The organism is Spirosoma arcticum, from assembly GCF_054779955.1.
Map to the genome: position 1 here is coordinate 435,953 of NZ_BAAGXG010000002.1, position 19,727 is coordinate 455,679.

Below are 19,727 nucleotides of genomic sequence, written 5' to 3' on the forward strand. Positions count from 1 at the left end.
ATTTTATAAACAAACCTCGTGCCTAATCTAACGTAGCCAAAAATCCCCGTCAGCCTGGCAGTAAATAAGACTTGCTTTGGCTGATAAATGCCGTTTTGACGCTGTCAAGGCAATAAATGAGTAGTGATCTGTCATAAAGGCAAAGAATTGTTGAGGGAACTGTGGTGTTGCAAATTGTGGTCTTTATGGGGTTTCTGTTCTACAACGTTCGACACGTTTTGGCCACTCAGCGCCTGTTTCGGTGCTGATCTGATTGTATCTTTGTCTTCGTATGCATATCAGAATCGGAACACGAAGTAGCCAGTTGGCCCTCTGGCAGGCGGAGCATATACAAACGCTTTTGAGAGCGGGGGGGCTGACATCGGAATTGGTGCTCATTGAAACCAAAGGTGATCTGATACTGGATCGGTCCCTGGCCAAGATTGGCAGCAAAGGCATTTTTACACAGGAACTGGAAGACCAGCTCCGCTCGGGCACCGTTGATATTGCTGTTCATAGTGCCAAAGATTTGCAGTCATCACTACCGCCTGACTTGGGCATCATTGCCTTCACCGAGCGCGAACGGGTCAACGACGCATTAATTAGTCACGACAAAACGCTGTCGCTCACGAGTGGGAAAGCGTTTGTTGTAGGTACCTCATCGACGCGCCGGGTAGCCATGCTGCGGCATTTTTGCCCTCATATTCAGGTTGTCGACATGCGGGGTAATCTGCAAACCCGGCTGCGTAAACTCGACGAGGGGCAGTGCGACGCGCTGATTCTGGCCTACGCTGGTGTCCACCGGATGCAGTACGACGATCTGATTGCCGAATACTTGCCCGTCGACGACTTTACGCCCGCCGTGGGGCAGGGCAGCGTAGCCATCGAAGCGGCCGACACCTTACCCCTCGACAAACTAAACGCGGTCCGGCAACTGACTAACCACGAGCCAACCGAAGCCGTTTTGAAAGCCGAGCGGTCATTTCTGCGCCGGTTAGAGGGCGGGTGCAGCATTCCGGTGTTTGCGCTGGCGACCCACCAGAAGGAGCAGCTTAGCCTGACCGGCGGGTTGATCGGTCTGGACGGTAACCAACTCCTGCGCGAAACTTTTGTTGGTCCGGTTGCTCAGGCCGAATCGCTTGGTCACGAACTGGCCGAGAGCATTCTGGGGCAGGGGGGCAATGAAATTCTACGGGTGATCCGGCACCAGCTATCTATCTAAAAACTTCGATGAACCTGTTCAAAATAAGCTGGAGTAACCTGAAAGACAAGCCGCTGAGCAGTTTTCTCAGCGGTCTGCTCATGACGTTCGGAATCACGATTATCTCGTTGCTGCTGCTGCTCAACAAGCAACTGGATGATCAGTTTCGTAAGAACATCCGGGGCATCGACATGGTGGTGGGGGCCAAGGGGAGTCCACTACAACTGATTCTCTCCAGTATCTACCAGATCGACTCGCCGGTGGGTAACATTCCACTCGACGAAGCGGAACGGCTCACGCGTAACCCGATGATTAAAACGGCCATTCCGCTCGCGATGGGCGACAACTATCGGTCGTTTCGGGTGGTGGGGACCACCCAAAAATACCTTGATCATTTTGGCGCTACACTTGCACAGGGGCGCTTGTTCGGGAAAGACCTTGACGTGGTTATCGGGCCGCGTGTGGCAACCGGGGCTGAGCTAAAAATTGGGGATACATTCAGCGGGTCGCATGGACTTGATGCCGAAGGTGAACAACACGCCGACTCGAAATATACGGTTGTGGGGATACTGAACGCCACCAACACCGTCACCGATCAGCTCATACTGACGCCCGTGTCGAGCGTGTGGGCCATTCACGAACACCACGAGGAGGGCGAAGGGCACGAAGGGGAATCCCATGAGGAAGAACCCCGCGAGATTACCAGTATGCTCGTTAAGTTTCGGAATCCGATGGGGATGATGCTGGCGCGGGGCATCAACACCAATTCTAAGCTACAGGCGGCTTTGCCGAACATTGAAATCAACCGGCTGTTTTCGTTGCTGGGTGTAGGTGTTGACACGTTGCGCGGTCTGGCCATCGCAATTATGCTGATTTCGGGTATTAGTGTGTTTGTATCGCTCTACAACTCGCTGAAGGAGCGACGCTACGAAATGGCCCTGATGCTGTCAATGGGTGCCACGCGGGCGCAATTGTTCGGCATGTTACTGCTCGAAGGCTTAGTACTGGCCCTGATTGGCTTCGTGCTGGGCGTTTTACTCAGCCGGGTTGGGCTTTGGCTGTTCTCAAGCACAGTCTCGTCGGAGTACCACTACGATTTGGGAGCGTTCGGCATTCTACCTGAGGAATGGGTGTTGCTGGGTGTAGCGGTGCTGATTGGTTTGCTGGCCGCTGCCCTGCCTGCCTTGGGCGTTTACCGCATGAATATTTCGCGGACGCTGGCCGAAGATTGACCGGTCAAACCACAAACCGGTTTATCGGGTTACTACCTCACGAACGTACCACTCCTATCCATGAATGAAACCGTGTTAATCACCGGCGGTACTGGCACCATCGGCCGTCGGCTGACGCATCTGCTTCAACAACAAGGGTATACTGTTACCTATCTGAGCCGGTCACCTACTCAGGTTCCTCATGTGAAAACCTATCAGTGGGATGTTAAGCGCGGGCACATCGACCCCCATGCCATTCAGTCGGCCGATCACATCGTTCATCTCGCCGGAGCGGGCATTGCCGACGAACGCTGGACCGGTGCACGAAAAGACGAAATTTTAAGCTCACGCACCGAATCGACCGAATTACTGGCGCGGGCCTTGGCGAAAAATCCGTATAAGGTAAAGTCATTCATTGCGTCATCGGCCATTGGTTATTACGGGGGTGACACCGGCGACCGCCCGCTGACCGAAACCAGTTCGGGCGGATCCGATTTTCTGGCGCGGGTAACGCGGGCGTGGGAGCAATCGGAAGATCAGGTGGCTGCGCTCGGCATTCGCACGGTGAAGTTTCGGACGGGCGTGGTGCTGACAATGGCGGGTGGTGCCTTGCCCAAGCTTGCCCAGCCGGTGCGGTTGGGAGCCGGGGCACCCATTGGGTCAGGGCAGCAATATATTTCGTGGATTCATCTCGACGACCTGTGCCAACTGTACGTACAGGCTATAAACGATGAATCGTGGCAGGGCGTTTACAATGCGGTTGCGCCCACGCCCGTTACCAACGAGACCCTGACGCGGGCCATTGCGGGGGTGCTGAATCGCCCGATGGTGTTGCCCAACATTCCCAATTTCGTTATTAAGCTGATGTTTGGCGAGCTATCCATCACCGTCACGGGTGGCAACTACGTTCTAAACAAGCGCCTTACCGAGGAAACAGATTTTCAGTACCAGTACGGCGATTTAACGAAGGCGCTGGAGAATTTATTAATGTAAAATGCGTAATAAATAATGGGACAATCGGGCACCATTATTCATTATGCATTTTACATTCACTTTTAGCTCCACTCGCGATCTGCTGAATCTTTGGTGTTCCACGTATCGGTGGGTGCAAACCAGGTAGCGCCTTTTTTCAGGAAACGCTTCGCGGCTTCCTCATTAAGATTCACTCCCAAACCGGGGGCATCCGGCACTTTCACGAATCCTTTATCAACAATTGGCTTAAGACCCGTAACGATGTCTTCCCAACCGGCTACGTCCACACCGTGGTGTTCGAGAGCTACAAAATTCTCCGTGGCGGCTGCGCAGTGAATGTTGGCCATCATACAAATGGGCGATCCGGCAAAGTGCATTGCCATCGGAATTCCTTTTTCCTCCGCATAGTCGCCAATCTTTTTGGTTTCCAGCAAACCACCCGATGAAGCCAGATCGGGGTGGATCATGTCGATGGCTTTAGCGTCGATGAGTTTGATGAAATCTTCTTTCAGGTAGATGTCCTCACCCGTCAGCGTTGGCGTGTCGATGGCATCCGTAATCTGCTTCCACTGATCGGTGTAAAACCACGGGACGAGATCTTCGAGCCACGCCAGCCGGAACGGTTCCATTGCCCGGCCAATCTGAATGGCCGTGTTAACGTCGAAGTGGCCGAAATGGTCAGCCGCTAAGGGCGTATCGTACCCGACGATGTCGCGTATTTTACCCACGTGCTCCACTAATTTATCCAAGCCTTTTTTGGTGACCTGAATCCGCGTAAACGGGTGCTTTGTATTCGCGTAGTTGCCCAGTTTCCCCATTTCCCGGTCATCCCACTGCCGCTTCACGCTCCAGTTGTTGGCGTTTACAAGCAAATCAGGCTGACCGGCCAGCATCCCGATGCCAAAGTCCATTTTCAGAAACGAGTAGCCCTGATCCTTCCGCTTTTTCATGTTCTCCGCGAACCCTTCGTAGGTGTTTGATTCGGGCGTGTCGGCATACAGACGAACAAAATCACGGTATTTGCCGCCCAGCAGTTGATAAGCAGGCACGTTATACGCTTTGCCCGCCAGGTCCCACAGGGCCATTTCAACGCCACAGACGCCCCCAGCCGCCCGGCTGTGGTTTCCAAACTGCTTTATTTGCTTGAATATCTGCTCGACGTTGCAGGGGTTTTTACCCAGTATCCGGCTTTTGAGCATCAGCGCGTAATTGGCGCTGGCTCCGTCGCGTACCTCGCCCCAGCCCACTAAGCCTTGATTCGTGTCGATGCGGATGATGGGACTACTGAACGGAACCCCGCTCAGAACAGCCACGCGCATGTCCGTAATTTTCAGGTCCGACGGTTTAGAATCACGACTCACTTTCTGGGTGATAAACTCCAACTCCCGGTCGTGCTGACCGTCGAATGAGAGACCAAGCGAGAGGCCGCCTAACCCGGCCTTGCGCAGGAAATCACGGCGGTCAGCAGACGCGCCGGATGATGATAGGTGAGCGAAGAATTTTTTCATGAAGACGGGGCATCTTGGTTCAGCATTGTTTATTCACAAAATAAACAAATGCCAGTATTTTACTTATTCAACTGTCTTTTTAAACCTGTAAGGTCTAAAAGACCCTGCAGATTTAAGAAACAACGCGATGATAAAGAGAACGCTGTTTGCATTAACACTCTTCACTCTTTCGGCAATTTATCCAGCGCAGGCTCAACGGGTGGGTTCGTCACCTGAACACGTCACTGCGTTAACGGCAAACTGGAAAGGCGAACGTTCGCCCGATGGTCGTCCGAAAGTGCCTGACTTGGTGCTCGACCGCCTGCAAAATTGTACGCTGGAGCAAGTCTGGGGTTACTTAGGCAATAAGGGCTATAGAAACCAGGTCGAAAAGAACTGGATCATGCTGAATCCTGGTCAAACCATGACTGGCCGGGTCGTCACGGCCCAGTTCATGCCTACCCGCCCCGACCTCGACAGCTTAGTCCGAGCGCAGGGTAAAGCCGAAGGCCGTTCGCAAAAGGGCGGTATCAACATTTGGCCCATTGACGTATTAACAAAGGGGGACGTTTATGTAGCCGATGGGTACGGTAAGATCAAGGATGGAACGTTGATTGGGTCGAGCCTCGGCAATGCTATTTATGGCAAAACGGGTAAAGGCGTTATCTTTTACGGATCGGTTCGGGATATGCAGGAACTGAAGGACACGAAAGGCTTCAATGCCTGGGTGAAAGGTCATGATCCATCCTACATCAAAGACATGACGCCAACGTCGATCAATGCACCCATTCGCATTGGTGAGGTGACGGTGTTGCCGGGCGATGTTGTGTTTGCCAATGAATACGGAACCGTGTTTATCCCGGCTCACCTCGTCGAAGGGCTGGTGTCGGCTTCGGAAATGACCGCCCTTCGCGACGAGTTTGAGCGGGTACTGCTTCAGCAAAGCAAGTATCCATCTGGCGAGATACACGGTGACTGGTCGGATAAAATCAAGGGTGAGTTCAGAACGTGGGTTGCCAAATACCCCAAAAAATTAGCAATAACCGAAAAGGATGTAGAGGCTTATTTAGCAAAAGGACATTAATCCACCATACGAATGAACGTAAACATTGCCTGTTTAGTCCCTCTTGTTGCTATTGGCTGCGTCGCTCACCCGTTGCTTGCTCAAACGATTCCAAAAGAAGAATTAACCTTTCTGACATCCGAGTGGAAAGGAGAGCGGTTCGCGGATGGTCGGCCAAAGATTTCGGATGATTTAGTTCAGCGGGCAAAAAAAATTGGTATTGATGATGCGTGGACGGTCCTGAAGAATGAAGGCTACACGAACCAATTTGAAGGCAACTGGAAATTGATAAAAGACGATGTGCCGGTGGTTGGCCGGGCAGTAACGGCTCAGTTCATGCCCAGCCGCCCGGACGTTGAAAAGGCCGTTAAAGAGCGCGGTATTACCAAACAGGGCAGAAAGGGCAACACGAATACCTGGCCAATCGAAACGCTGACGAAGGGCGATGTGTACGTGGCCGACGCTTTCGGGAAAATTGGGGGCGGAACGCTCATGGGCGCTACGTTGGGCAATGCTATTTATAGCAAAACCGGCAACGGAGTTGTTTTTAACGGAGCGGCCAGGGACTTGCAGGAATTGCAGGCGATTAATGGATTCAACGCGTTTGTTCGCGATTTTCACCCCTCTTTTTTGGAAGAAATGGTGCTCATGGGCCTGAATTCCCCCATTCGTATTGGTCAGGTTATGGTCTTGCCGGGCGATTTGGTGATTGCCCAGCGGGAAGGCGTCCTCTTTGTGCCCGCTCACATGGCCGAACAGGTTATCAGCACTGCAGAATTTGTCATTCGTAAAGATCAGTATGGTTTCGACGTCGTTAAATCAGGTCGCTACACAACGGGTCAGATTGACAGCCAGTGGACGGACGAAATCAAAACGGACTTTCTGAAATGGCTCGGCCAGCATCCAGAGCTGGGAGCAATGACTAAGCCCGAATTAGACAAGATGATGAGCAAACGCACCTGGTGACGTTTGCTCATCAGGTATACACCTACAATCAACGACTCAACGGTCAGGCCGTTGTGCTGTCAGGCTCAGTTGGCTCACCGGAGTTAGGTTGCTCGGGTTGCGGCCCACGGCCCCGCTGGTCACGGCCCCGTCGACCACCTCCGCACTTATCGCGCCACTGCTGCTTCATTTGTTCGCGTTGTTCGGGCGTCATGTTCTGCCAGCGTGCGGTCATCTTCTGCTTCCATTCTGCCCGACCGGTCCGCCGGTGCGATGGGCCGTAGCCACCGCGCCCCCAGCCACCCCGTCCAACGCCACCAAATAAAATCCGGCTGAGCACTAACATACCCAGTGCCTGCCAAAAGTTAATGGCCGACACGCCCAGAATAGCAGGCAGCAAAGCGTTCCAGAGCGTCATAACGGCCAGCCCGGCCAGCCCGACGAAAAGCAGCGCGAAGACGAGAAAGCGTAATCCCCGGCGAATCCAGAATCGTTTCATTGTTTCTTGCAATGGTTTAGTTTTCGTCCAGAAAATCATCGTACAAATCCCGCAGCCGTTCGCGAAGGTGCAACACGGCGTAGCGCTTGCGCGACAGCAGGGTATTGACCGGCACGTCCCATTCCGCAGCCATATCCCGGAATGACCGGCCTTCCAGTTCGTGTTGCACAAACACCTCGCGTTGCTCATCGGGCAGTTCGGCGAGGGCGTCGGTAAGGGCATCCATCAGCGTTTCGCGGAAGAATTCACTTTCAGGTCCGGTCTCGTCGGTGGCGGCTAACCACGCTCCCAGCACCGGTGTCCCGGCGTCGTTCTCCTCGTCGGTCACATCAAGCGAGACCGTGCGGCCGGGGGGCGTTTTCCGGTACCAGTCGCTGATCTTGTTGCGGGCTACGGCAAAAAGCCAGGCCGCTACGCGCTCAATGGGTTTGGCTAACTGATACGCTTCGGTTAATTCCATGAATACATCCTGCAACACGTCCTCGGCATCATCGGGGTCGGGCAGGCGTCGGCGGATGAACGTCAACAGCCGACTGCGTTCCTTCCGCACTGTCTCACCAACCGATGGCTGTTCGCGATTGGTCATGTTGACGGTTGAGTTAGTGACAGGACTGACGTTCACGTGCTGACTTTCGGGTTACCCAATTAAAGTACAACAGGGTAGTCGGAATCAGACAAAAAATATTGTTAAGATAAACGCAGGAGGCAGCAGAAAAAGGATGAGTGGGTATAAGACACGCGGAACGGCAGAAACGTGCTCACGGATTCACGTTACGTTCGTCATACTGTAGCAGTGGGTAGCCGAAACGAGGGCTAAAGCTCGTGGGGACGTTTTTACCGCGCAAACACCACATCAGCAAAATATCCTTTTGGGTCGGTAAACCAGCCCGACATCGAAAAGCCGCTGCGTTGGGCTAACTGTTCGATTTGGGAACGAGTGAACTTGCGGGATATTTCGGTGTGAATAATTTCGCCGTACTGAAACGGTACGGTCATATCTAACTGCCCAATTTGCACGGTCTGCGCTTTCTGGCTTACTAAGTAAGAGCGGGCTTCGCCAGTTTCAGGACTGTATGTTTCATAATGGTCGAAAGCGGACAGGTCGAAATCAGCGTCCAACTCGCGGTTGATGCGCCGAAGCAGATTCAGATTGAATGCCCGCGTCAGGCCCTCTTGGTCGTTATAGGCCGCGTGAATAATTGCCGGATGTTTCTGTAGATCGAAGCCCGTCAGCACCAGATCGCCGGGTTGGAGTCGGTCGTGGAGTTGCCGGTAAAAATCAACCGCTTCGTCAGGTGCGAAGTTGCCAATGTTCGATCCCAGAAACAGTACCACCCGGCGGGCATGGGACTCCTGCGAAAGTTGTTCGAGGGCCTGGAAATAATCGTTGTGGCGTGGATGAATCTGCAGGTCGGGCCACTGCTGGCTCACGTCAGCGGCTAAACTACCGAGCGCATCCGCCGATATATCGACTGGGACGTAGGCAAAATGAGCGTCGTTCTCTTCAAAATGACCGAGCAAAAGTTTTGTTTTCAGCCCGTCGCCCGCGCCGAGTTCGACCAGTTCAAAAGGCCGGTCAGGGGACGCGAAAAGATGCAGCAGATCGGCTTTGTGTACATCGAGAATTTCGTATTCCGACCGGGTCAGGTAATATTCCGGTGCGTGCATGATGGCCTGAAAAATCCGGCTTCCTTCGGCATCGTAGAAAAACCGCGACGACAGCCGCTTGGGCGTTTTTTGCAAACCCGTTCGTACTTCGTCAATCAGGGCCGGGTCAACGGTCACACTAATTTCCACTATCGTATTGTCTACTGAGTCACCAATCGTATTCCCGTGAATTGCCATCGTTTGTCTGGTTGAAAAAAGTTACGGTACGTTGGCCGGGAGTGGCCGTCGGGCGTAGCGACCGACGCCCCACGCAGGACCATTTGCCCACTCATAAACTTGCCGTTGTATTCGCCCACGGCTCCTTCGGCGGTTGTGAAGCCGGGATAGGGCAGATAGGCTGAATTGGTCCATTCCCATCGCATTTTCCAGTTCAACTGGTACGCCGGTATCGCACCGGCGTACCGGCCGGTGCGGGCTGCTTCCCACTCAAACTCAGTCGGCAATCGACCTCCTTTCCAGCGGGCATAAGCATCGGCTTCGTAGTAGCTGACGTGGCAGACCGGCGCATTCAAATTGACGGGTACCAGGCCATCGAAGGTATACTGCCACCACGCGCCATCAATGCGGTGCCAGTACAGCGGAGCCTGAATACCGTTGGTATTAACCCAGGCCCAACCGTCGGCCAGCCAGTGCCGAAAGTTTTGATAACCACCGGCTTCAATGAAAGCCATGTAGTCGCCGTTCGTGACCAGATTACCAGCCACCGTAGTTTCGTTTAGGTAAACTTTATGAGCGCCCTCTTCATTGTCGAAATGAAACGCTGGGGCTGACGCATCGCTCGCATCCTGGTAACCAATGGTGTATATTCCTTCAGAAACAATGATTGGTGGCCTTGCCGCAACCGACTGGAACTGGTTTTCCCGATGCGTCACCATCGGCATCGCAATGGCGGGTAGAAGCGGATTGTGACCCAGGATGTACTTTATATCGGAAATGAGCAGTTCCTGATGCTGCTGTTCATGATTGGTGCCCAGTTCGATGAGTGCATAAAGTTCGGGTGATAGCTCGTCGGCATCGGCCAGAAACCGACTCATGTGTTCATCTATGTACGCACGGTATTGGTAGACGCCAGCCACGGTTGGGCGGCTGAGGTTGCCCCGGTCGGTACGCAGTACGCGCTTCCCCACGGTTTCGTAGTAGCTGTTGAAAACGTAGCTGAAATCGTCGTGAAAAACCTGGTAGCCGGGCGCGTTTGGCACCAGCACGAACGTTTCCCAAAACCAGGTTGTGTGGCCGAGGTGCCACTTCGGCGGGCTAACGTCGGCGGTGGGCTGCACCACGTAATCTTCGGTTTCCAGTCCCCGGCATATCGATTCGGAATGCGCCCGGACGCGGAGGTATTCATCAATGAGCGTTTGTTCGGCAACCATGTGTACTAAACCGTCAGAATCGGCGCGGTGTTCAATATACTACTGGGCTACCCGATCAATACGTAACCATCTGTTCATCGGCGTAACACCAGAGCCAGCGCTCGCCGGGTTCAGCCGAAGCCACCACTGCATGAGCGCTGACGTGGAAGTGCTTTGTCGCATGTTTGTTCGGTGATGAATCACAGCAGAGCGTGGTGCCGCAGGTTTGGCACGTCCGTAAGTGTACCCATGAGTCGCCGGTTATAATACACTCATCGCAAACGTAATCGCGGGCGGACCGAACGTCAGTCAGATTTGAGAGATGAAGGCAGTCTGTTCGTTTGAGCACAACAGCAGTGTTTTTGATGAAATTACCTTATTGCGTCAGGAAAAGCAAAGCACCTGTCCATATCCAAAAGTGACAAAGCAGTGCGTATCATCCAAATATGGACAAGTAATCGACCCTGCTTAACGTGAAAAAGTACTCAATTACCATCGTTATGTTACCGATTTGTTGTCAATATGTCGAAACATTATTTATAAAATATTGAAATATTTTAATCAAATTCCAATCTGAAAAGTTACCTCCATACGTATGAAGGTATTAGAGTTCCCATAAGCCCGGTATAATTTTTGCACTTCATCCTTTATTAATCTGATCCATGCGGAGAAAATGGTAACATCGTTGAAAGTTGCCTGCTTCCGTAACTATCGATATCGAGTAAGTAAAATTACTCTGTTAGCAGTCAGTAAATAATTACCAGAAATTAACCAGTTCCTTTTCTCACCATTAATCATCCCTAACCACTTTTAAACCGAAAGCCCTCCGAAAAAAACGTGTACCTCCCCTCCCCGCGCTGTTGAGCAGTGACAGCCGCCCGTTAGCCCCGCACGCGCACACCCCGTCCGGTCTGTGCTTTCACAACGTACATAAGAGAACATCTTCTCTTTTTGATGCAATTCCGTCATTAACCTGTTTTTATTTGTCTCACAATTTCTACCTGTATGAGCCTATTTAGTTCTACACTGCGAAGGCTGCACGGCGGTCTTCTCTTTTTCGTTTGTCTGTTCGTAGCCAGTTTCGGCTATGCGTCCAGCCACCGCGAAGCCCCGCTGATCTCCCAAGATCCGCTCGCCGACAACACGGACGTTTACGCGTTCAAAAGCCCCGACGACCCGAACACCATTACGATCATTGCGAACTATATCCCGTTTGAAGCGCCCGATGGTGCGCCGAATTTCTACGACTTCGGCACCAACGTTCGCTACGAAATTCACATCAAAAACAAAGCATCAACGGCGGGTGACGACATCACGTACCGATTCACTTTCTCGAAGGTAAACCAGGATCCTACCACGTTCTTCTACATCCGGCTGGGTAAGCAAAACCTGAAGACCACGTACAAATGCGAGAAAAGTACCGACGGTGGTAATACCTTCACAACCATTGTGATGAACGGCGTTGTGCCATCCAACAACGTAGGTCCCCGTTCTATCGAAGGCAACCCGGTTGGTTTGGGTGCTTCGTCCTACGACGCGCTGGCTCAGCAGGCCATCGCCACCGCCAGCACGGGTGAGCGGGTATTCTGCGGACCCGTCGATGATCCGTTCTTTGTCGACTTGGCCGGGGCGTTTGACGTGGGCAATTTCCGGCCGGAAGGGAACCCGGTCAACCCGCCAGTGGATAACCTCAACCGGTTTAATGTCCACACCATCGCCCTTAAAATACCGGTCGATCTGTTACAGAAAGACGGTAAGAACATCGACAAGGCCGTCAATATTCTCGATCCTGATTACGTAATTGGCGTATGGGCGTCGGCCAGTCGGCAGATGATCCAGACGCTGTATGCTGGTGCCGACGTTGGCAACGACGGGAAGTTTGTGCAGGTGTCGCGCTTAGGTATGCCCCTGACCAACGAAGCCGTTATCCCCATTGGCATGAAAGATCGTTGGAACGCTACGTCGCCCTACGGCGGTGAAGACCTCCAGTTCGCCAAGTACTTCACCAACCCGGAGTTGGCCCTGTACATGGACGATTCGCAGTTTGGTACGGCCGTACCGTCGCTGAATGCATTGCGTATTCAGAGCAAGTCACTGGGCTCGTTCGACTTCCGTAATGGCAAACCCGGTTTGTTTGGCCTGAAAGGCAATCCCGCTTTGAATGGTACGGCGCTGTCGGAAGCTGCTTTTGGCGGTATTCTGCTGCCCGATAATAAAAGCCCCCGCGCCGTCGATCTGCTGCCTATCTTCTACACGGGTGTGCCCAACTTAGCACCCTATCAGTTGGCAACGGGCAAAGCAGGCAACCCCTTAGCCGTTGGCAAGCCCTTCATCAACAACTTTCTGCCAACGCTGGGCGACATGCTGCGGCTGAACATGGCCGTGCCCGCCACGCCCCGCAACAGCCCCGATTTCAGTCCAAACGGGCTGGTGCAGGCGGCCGTGCTGGGTTTGACGGATGCCCGGTTTAATGGTTCGGCGGCCCTTCAGTTCATTCCCAATATGGACGGTTTTCCCAACGGTCGCCGACTGGAGGACGACGTGACGACGATTGAGTTGCAGGCCGTGGGTGGCGTGGTATTAGCCGCAATTGGCTTGTGGTACGACGACTTCACACCGGGCGTAACGGCCAGTCCCGTGACACCAAGACTCGTCAACGTGCTCACGTTCAACTCCGGGCCTACGAAGAATGATGTGGGACTGAAAAGCAGTTTCCCTTACGTGCAAAATCCGTGGAGAGGCTTCGACTATCCTACTAAAGCCAGGTTCTAACCGTCACGACCACAACATACGAAAAACATGAAAAATATTTTATACCTGGTTGCGGCTCTGACACTTAGCTTTCTGCAACCCACGCGGGTACTTGCGTCTTCACACCGTGAAGCGCCCCTTATTTCGAACGATCCGTTGGCCGACAACACCGACCTATACGCGTTCAAGAGCACGACCAATGCCGAGAACATCGTGCTTATCGCCAACTACATTCCGTTTGAACACCCGGCCGGTGGCCCAAACTGGTACACCTTTGGCGAGAACATCCGGTATGAAGTCCACGTCGATAACAACGCGTCGACCAACGGCAGCGACATCGTGTACCGGTTTACCTTCAAGCGGGTAAACGAAGATCCAACCACGTTCTTCCTGATTCGCCTGGGCAAAGAAAACCTGAAAACAACGTACACCTGCGAACGCAGTATGAACGGTGGCCAAAGTTTCGAGACGATTATTGCCAATGGAAGTGTTCCTCCACCCAACATCGGTCCCCGCTCCATCGAAAACAAAGTCGTAGGATTAGGAGCCGCGTCGTACGAAGAACTTGTTCAGAAATCAATCATAACGGCTTCTACCGGTGAGAAGATTTTCTGCGGACCCGTCGATGACCCGTTCTTTGTTGATCTGGGTGGCATTTTCGACGTAGGAAACGTACGGCCCAAAAGTGGCCGGGATGCCGTAGCAGGGTTCAACTGTCATTCCATCGTCATTGAAGTGCCGGTTGCTACCCTACAGAAAGGCAAAAAGACGGTAGCGCAGGCCGCGAACATCCTCGATCCCGATTATGTCATCGGTGTATATGCTTCGGCCAGTCGGCAAATGATCAGAACGTTATATGGCGGTGGTGACGTAGGATTCGATGGGAAGTTTGTGCAGGTATCGCGCTTAGGCATGCCCCTGACCAACGAAGCCGTTATCCCCATCGGCATGAAGGACAAATGGAACGCTGCGTCGCCCTACAACGGCGAAGATCTCCAGTTCGCCCAGTATTTCACTAACCCGGAGTTGGGGCTGTACATGGACGATTCGCAGTTCGGCACGGCCGTACCGGGCTTAGCCCCCTTGCGTATTCAGGCAAATTCGCTGGGCGCGTTCGACTTCCGTAATGGCAAACCCGGTTTGTTTGGCCTGAAAGGCAATCCTGCTTTGAATGGTACGGCGCTGTCGGAAGCTGCTTTTGGCGGCATTCTGCTGCCCGATAACAAAAGCCCCCGCGCCGTTGACTTGCTGCCTATCTTCTACACGGGCGTACCCAACCTGCCCCCGTATCAGTTGGCGACGGGCAAACCTTATGGCAATCCATTGGCCGCTGGTAAACCCTTCATCAACAATTTTCTGCCCACTCTGGGTGATCTGTTACGGCTGAACATGGCCGTTCCAGCCACGCCCCGCAGCAGTGCGGACTTCAGCTCGCTGGGTCTGGTGCAGGCAGCCGTGCTGGGTATCACCGATAGCCGTTACAACGGTTCGACGGCGTTGCAGTTCATTCCCAACATGGACGGTTTCCCCAACGGCCGCCGACTGGAGGATGACATAACAACGATTGAGTTGCAGGCCGTGAGTGGCGTGGTACTGGCAGCCATTGGTTTGTTTTACGACGACGCAACGGCTACAGCACCGGTTTCGCCTAACCTGGTGCGGGTACTTACTTTCGACGCGGGTGTTACCAAAAATGACACGACGCTACGGACGAGTTTCCCCTATGAGCAACACCCGTGGCGGGCTTTCCGGGGTAACCAGTATGCTGGTCCAACGGCACCGACTCCACCCACGACTCAGCCGTTGGCAGCAACGGTGGTGAGCTACGACTGCGCTACGGGTAACATTACCTTCGGCCGCGTTGGGGGCGATCCCAATCGAGTGGTCGAGTACCGGGCTTCCGGCGTTGTCAACGGCAATTATGGAACCAGTGTAAACCGGCAGATTGAGGCCGGACTGCGTGGAGACCCGAACAGCCGCAGCACACTCATGGTACTGGCCCGCTACGTGGGTGACCCAATGTCAGAAGTTAGTTTCGACTTCAATTTCCGCGCACCCTGTGGCATGATGGGACGCCTTGGTGCCGAACGCTCCGAGCCACTGTCAGTGCGGGTAATTGGCAACCCAATCGTGGGCGACGATGTAACGGTCGAAATTAGCGGAGCAACGGGTCAGTCGATGCGATTAGGTATCACCAACAGTGCAGGTCGGTTGCTCAACCAGCAGACTATTGGCGAAGCCAGCGGCAACGAACGCCGGACCCTCCGTTTAGGTCAGCAACCGGGCGTTTACTTCCTGCAGGTGACAACACCCGCCGAGCGCAAGACGGTTAAGATTATCCGTAACTAAAAATTGGTTTGTGGTTTGTAGTTCGTGGTTGGCTGACGCGTAAACTGTACGCGTCAGCTAACCATTAACTACAAACCACAAACTTTATAACCTTTCTGAAAATGCACACAATCACGACAAAACAAGTCCTTTCCGGTTGTCTGTCTGCTTTCGTAGCGTTGCTTTTCCTGCTACAGTCTGGTTGTAAAACCGACGATAACAAATCTAAAGAGACTACAGCAACGGGTTCTGCTCTCGACATTCCGCCCCTCTTTGAACGCCGTGGTGAATTGGCCGGAGCGGTTGAATGGCAACGAACCAAAGAAAAAGTCGCTGAGCTGACAACGAAGATCAAGGAGAAGCCAAACGAAGTGAAGCCCCGGCTACAGGTAGCGGTAATCTATCTGTCGGAGGCCCGCATCACTGGCGAACACCCGTATTACTACCCTGCCATTCTTCAGATTCTGGATGGTGTATTGACTATCGAACCGAAAAACTTTGAGGCCACGACGTTTAAATCATCAGTGAAGATGTCGCAGCACCAGTTTGCCGAAGCCCGCGATCTGGCCGAAAAAGCCCGTCAGATTAACCCCAGCAATGCCTATGTCTACGGCGTGTTGGTCGATGCCAATGTGGAGTTGGGTAATTACGAAGAAGCCGTGGCCATGTCCGATAAGATGCAGGCTCTGAAGCCGTCGCTCGAATCGTATTCGCGGGCTTCGTACCTGCGGGAGATCTACGGCAATTACCCCAGTTCTATCGAAGCGATGAAATTAGCCGTGCAGGCCGGTTTGCCCGGTTCGGAGCCGCAGTGCTGGAGTAAAAATACCCTCGCTCATCTGTACGAGACAACGGGTCAGTTGGATAAAGCAGAGCAGCAGTACGACGGTATCCTGAGCGTTCGGCCCAGCTACGCGTTTGCACTTCGGGGTAAAGCTCAGGTGTTCAAAGCCAGAAAAGAATACGACAAGGCGCTGACTGAGTTGGAAAAAGCGGCTAAGATCATGCCCGAGTTCTCGTTCCACGAAGAGATGGCCGAAATCTATGCCTTACAGGGAGACAAAGACAAAGCGCAGCGTAAGTATGCCGAAGTGGTGAAGATGCTGGATGAAGACGCCCAGTCGGGTCATTCGGTTGATCTTGAACTGTGTAAACTCTACACCAAGACAGGACAGTTGGACTCGGCCCTCGTGTACGGCATGCGGGAGTACCAAAAACGGCCGAAGAATATCGACGTGAACCACGCCTTGGCCTGGGTTTATTTCAATCAGAAAAACGTGCCCAAAGCGCAGGAGCACATGCAGGTAGCACTCCGCACGGGCCTTAAGGACCCCGAATTGCTGCAGCGGGCCGGAGCCATCGCCAAAGCAATGGGCAACGCCGAAGCCAGCAATAAATTCATTGCCGACGCCCGCAAAACGAATCCTAATTTCACACTGTAGACGAGTCAGTTCAATACACTAAATTCATGTTCGTCCGGGTTTGGTTCGCCACGCTGCTGCTTATCAGCTACCTGCTTATTACAGGGACAGGTTTTATCAATGCCCCCGACGAACCGCGCTACGCCGTAGCCCAATCCCACGCGCACCAAGTTCACCACCACCAGGACCGCTATTCAGACTTTGATGGTATGGACCTGGGCCTCGACGAACTATCGGACCTGACCGTTAGTCCGAATGCCGACACCAGCGTACCCAACGGTCAGCCGTCGCTCAAAATCACCGGGATTGATGCGCATTGCCTGCCCGGCGACCTTTGTTTCTCTTTCCTGCCCATCTACCGAACCAACGCGTCGATAGGTGGTTTTCTGGTGGTCGCCCTGACCACCGTGTACCGCGCTGTTGATGCGCCCCCTTGGTAGCCTCCCCAATTAAGTGCAGGCGGCTCTGCCCCTTGCTTACTCACTTCTCTTTCCTGCTACTTCTTTCTCTGCCGCAGCAACCGCAGAACGGACGTGTGCGCACTTTTCTGTGCAATTCTGTCACGGTTGAACAAGGTAATCTCCACAATGCAACACTGCTGCATTGTGGAGAAAGAGCGCCTATTCTGAATAGTCAAGATACCACAACGCACCTGAACTATGCTCAAAGCAATTCAACTGCGCAAAGAATACCCCGGCAGCCTCGCGCTGATCGGGTTGAACCTTCATATCCGGGCAGGCGAAGTATTTTGCCTGCTGGGGGCCAACGGAGCGGGCAAAACTACGGCCGTCAACCTATTCATGGGTTTCACCGAGCCAACATCGGGGCAGTGCTTCGTCAACGAGGTCGAAGTGGTGGCGGGGCAAAATCAGACGAAAAGGTTCATTGCCTACATTCCCGAAAACGTGGTGCTGTACCCCGCATTAACGGGCTTGCAAAACTTAGCCTATTTAAGCGGATTGTCGGGTAAAACGTACGCTGATACTGAACTGACGGAGTTTCTGAACCAGGCCGGGTTGCAATCCGACGCGCACAAACGTCGGGTCTCAACCTACTCCAAAGGGATGCGGCAGAAAGTCGGCATTGCGCTGGCGATTGCCAAACAGGCCCGTGCGCTGTTCCTCGACGAACCCACCTCGGGGCTGGACCCGCTGGCGAGTAATGAGTTTTCGTCGCTCATCAAATCGATGAGCCGCGACGGGGTGGCGGTGTTGATGGTAACCCACGATCTATTCCGGGCTAAAGAAATCGCCGACCGCATTGGTATTATGCGGTCGGGCGAGTTAGTAAGCGTTCTCGACGCCGACGCGCTGACTCATCAGGAACTCGAAGCCACGTACCTGCGGGTGATTTCGCCACTGGCGGACCCATCGACGGCGATTTCTGACCACCTGACATCCAATTTCGCCCGGCCATGATTCAGCATATCGTTACCAAAGAACGGGCTGAATTAGCGGGCGAGAGCCGGTTTCGGTGGGCAGGCGGAGTACTCTATGTGCTCTTCGCTGTCGCTCTGCTGACGGGCTATTCGTATTACAGTCAGACGAATACGGAACATGAAACGGCTCAACGCACATCCTACACGCAGTGGCTGAATCAGGACCCGAAAAGTCCCCACGCGGCTGCGCACTACGGTCTGTACGCCTACAAACCCGTGCCCCTGATGGCGATTCTCGATAAAGGCATGGACGATTACTTAGGCAGCGCGGTATGGCTGGAAGCCCATAACCAAAACGATGTCAAACTGCGGACCATTCAGGATTCGGCTACATTGTCGCGGTTCGGTTCGCTGACGGTCGGGTTTGTATTACAATTCCTGATGCCGCTGCTCCTTATTTTGCTGAGTTACGACGCCGTCAGCAAAGAGCGCGAATCGGGTACGTTACGGATTTTGCTCAGCACCAATGCCTCGGCGGGTCAGTTGCTGGTGGGCAAGTGGTTGGCTGTGCTACAGGTGGTGTTGTTGTACATTTTTGGACCGATTCTGCTCCTGAGTGTGGGCGTAATGATCCTGGCTGGTGGCGCAACCGCTTTTGCTGATGCACTGCCGAATCTGACCGGTTGGATTCTGTTCTACGGGCTATACTACGCGTTCTGGGCGGGTTTGGGCATCATTGTCTCGTCGCAGGTGAAGCAATCGGGACTGGCCTTGGTTGGGCTGCTCGGCTTCTGGGCATTCGGGGCGTTTTTGGTGCCGCGTTTATGCGGCAGCGTCGCCCGGTTAGTCGCCCCCACGCTCTCAGCGCTGGCATTCACGGAACAGATCATCACCGATAAGGAAACCGGCATCAACGGTGGACCCTCAGCGCAGGACTACGGTAAACTCGTTGAAAAACAAACACTGGCGAAGTACGGCGTCGATAGCCTGTCGCAGTTGCCGGTCAGTTTTGCCGGGATCGCCCTGCAAGCCAACGAAAACCGCGACTGGACAATCTACGATAGAAACTACGGTGGACTATTCCGGCAGTTTCAGCGGCAGGAGCAGGTAATGGAATGGTTCAACCTACTGTCGCCGACGCTGGCGATGCGCAATCTCTCGCGGGCGTTGGCGGGCACCGATATGGACAAGCACATCGACTTCACTGATAAAGCCGAAGCGCACCGGCGCGTCATCCAGAAAGCGATGAACGACGACCAGACGGTGAATGGGGCTAAACTGAACCAGGGCTACAAAGCGAGTTCGGCCCTTTGGCAACGGGTCAATCAGTTTCAATACGGGCAACCCGGCATTGGTTTTATGCTTGGTAACCAACTGATTAGTGTAGTAACGCTGCTGATTTGGTCGATGCTGGCAGGGTTGCTGTTAGTGCGGGCGAGCCGGACGTTGCAACTGGATTGACGGACGCGAATAAC

Annotated in this window: 17 protein-coding genes; 11 read left to right on the plus strand and 6 right to left on the minus strand. The window is 53.6% G+C overall.

Features of this window, described 5'->3' with window-relative positions; translation table 11 throughout:
* The first annotated feature begins 271 nt into the window (after window positions 1-271).
* From hemC to ACYVHB_RS06325, 3 genes are read left to right on the plus strand one after another with little or no spacing between them, the layout of a single operon-like run.
* On the plus strand, window positions 272-1,201 hold the full coding sequence (hemC, locus tag ACYVHB_RS06315; protein ID WP_461050653.1) for a hydroxymethylbilane synthase: 930 nt from the start codon (window positions 272-274) through the stop codon (window positions 1,199-1,201).
* Between the two features lie 8 nt (window positions 1,202-1,209).
* Complete coding sequence (locus ACYVHB_RS06320) at window positions 1,210-2,412, plus strand: ABC transporter permease (RefSeq protein WP_461050656.1); 1,203 nt, start codon at window positions 1,210-1,212, stop codon at window positions 2,410-2,412.
* Between the two features lie 60 nt (window positions 2,413-2,472).
* Window positions 2,473-3,384, plus strand: coding sequence for a TIGR01777 family oxidoreductase (locus ACYVHB_RS06325; protein ID WP_461050658.1), 912 nt, complete (start codon window positions 2,473-2,475; stop codon window positions 3,382-3,384).
* Between the two features lie 62 nt (window positions 3,385-3,446).
* On the opposite strand, the gene ACYVHB_RS06330 is transcribed toward ACYVHB_RS06325, so the two are convergent.
* Window positions 3,447-4,871, minus strand: coding sequence for a mandelate racemase/muconate lactonizing enzyme family protein (locus ACYVHB_RS06330; RefSeq protein ID WP_461050660.1), 1,425 nt, complete (start codon window positions 4,869-4,871; stop codon window positions 3,447-3,449).
* A gap of 127 nt (window positions 4,872-4,998) precedes the next feature.
* On the opposite strand from ACYVHB_RS06330, the gene ACYVHB_RS06335 reads away from it, so the two are divergent.
* Complete coding sequence (locus ACYVHB_RS06335) at window positions 4,999-5,934, plus strand: RraA family protein (RefSeq protein ID WP_461050661.1); 936 nt, start codon at window positions 4,999-5,001, stop codon at window positions 5,932-5,934.
* A gap of 12 nt (window positions 5,935-5,946) precedes the next feature.
* Window positions 5,947-6,879, plus strand: a complete 933-nt coding sequence (locus ACYVHB_RS06340; RefSeq protein WP_461050663.1) for an RraA family protein — start codon at window positions 5,947-5,949, stop codon at window positions 6,877-6,879.
* Window positions 6,880-6,922: 43 nt separating this feature from the next.
* On the opposite strand, the gene ACYVHB_RS06345 is transcribed toward ACYVHB_RS06340, so the two are convergent.
* The 5 genes from ACYVHB_RS06345 to ACYVHB_RS06365 form a co-directional block, all read right to left on the minus strand.
* Entirely contained in the window at window positions 6,923-7,357 is a 435-nt protein-coding gene (locus tag ACYVHB_RS06345; RefSeq protein ID WP_461050665.1) for a hypothetical protein, read from the minus strand.
* Window positions 7,358-7,373: 16 nt separating this feature from the next.
* Window positions 7,374-7,943: an RNA polymerase sigma factor gene (locus tag ACYVHB_RS06350; protein ID WP_461050667.1), complete on the minus strand. Its 570-nt coding sequence runs from the start codon at window positions 7,941-7,943 to the stop codon at window positions 7,374-7,376.
* A gap of 248 nt (window positions 7,944-8,191) precedes the next feature.
* Entirely contained in the window at window positions 8,192-9,202 is a 1,011-nt protein-coding gene (gene egtD / locus ACYVHB_RS06355) for an L-histidine N(alpha)-methyltransferase (protein ID WP_461050669.1), read from the minus strand.
* Window positions 9,166-10,395, minus strand: coding sequence for an ergothioneine biosynthesis protein EgtB (gene egtB / locus ACYVHB_RS06360; protein WP_461050671.1), 1,230 nt, complete (start codon window positions 10,393-10,395; stop codon window positions 9,166-9,168). Before egtB ends, egtD begins: the two co-directional genes overlap by 37 nt.
* Before the next feature lie 55 nt (window positions 10,396-10,450).
* Window positions 10,451-10,723 carry a UBP-type zinc finger domain-containing protein gene (locus tag ACYVHB_RS06365; protein ID WP_461050673.1) on the minus strand — a complete coding sequence of 91 codons (273 nt, stop codon included), beginning with the start codon at window positions 10,721-10,723 and terminating at the stop codon, window positions 10,451-10,453.
* A gap of 656 nt (window positions 10,724-11,379) precedes the next feature.
* Here ACYVHB_RS06365 and ACYVHB_RS06370 point away from each other — a divergent pair.
* The 6 genes from ACYVHB_RS06370 to ACYVHB_RS06395 all read left to right on the plus strand — a co-directional run bounded on the left by ACYVHB_RS06370 (window position 11,380) and on the right by ACYVHB_RS06395 (window position 19,713).
* A complete protein-coding gene (locus ACYVHB_RS06370; RefSeq protein WP_461050675.1) occupies window positions 11,380-13,146 on the plus strand; it encodes a DUF4331 domain-containing protein in 1,767 nt (588 codons plus the stop codon).
* A 27-nt stretch (window positions 13,147-13,173) separates the two neighbouring features.
* Window positions 13,174-15,474: a DUF4331 family protein gene (locus ACYVHB_RS06375; protein ID WP_461050677.1), complete on the plus strand. Its 2,301-nt coding sequence runs from the start codon at window positions 13,174-13,176 to the stop codon at window positions 15,472-15,474.
* Window positions 15,475-15,575: 101 nt separating this feature from the next.
* Window positions 15,576-16,895, plus strand: a complete 1,320-nt coding sequence (locus ACYVHB_RS06380; protein WP_461050679.1) for a tetratricopeptide repeat protein — start codon at window positions 15,576-15,578, stop codon at window positions 16,893-16,895.
* A 26-nt stretch (window positions 16,896-16,921) separates the two neighbouring features.
* Window positions 16,922-17,314: a hypothetical protein gene (locus tag ACYVHB_RS06385; protein ID WP_461050681.1), complete on the plus strand. Its 393-nt coding sequence runs from the start codon at window positions 16,922-16,924 to the stop codon at window positions 17,312-17,314.
* Window positions 17,315-17,533: 219 nt separating this feature from the next.
* Window positions 17,534-18,292: an ABC transporter ATP-binding protein gene (locus tag ACYVHB_RS06390; RefSeq protein ID WP_461050683.1), complete on the plus strand. Its 759-nt coding sequence runs from the start codon at window positions 17,534-17,536 to the stop codon at window positions 18,290-18,292.
* Window positions 18,289-19,713: an ABC transporter permease gene (locus tag ACYVHB_RS06395; protein ID WP_461050685.1), complete on the plus strand. Its 1,425-nt coding sequence runs from the start codon at window positions 18,289-18,291 to the stop codon at window positions 19,711-19,713. The genes ACYVHB_RS06390 and ACYVHB_RS06395 overlap by 4 nt, the downstream gene beginning before the upstream one ends.
* Window positions 19,714-19,727 lie beyond the last annotated feature (14 nt).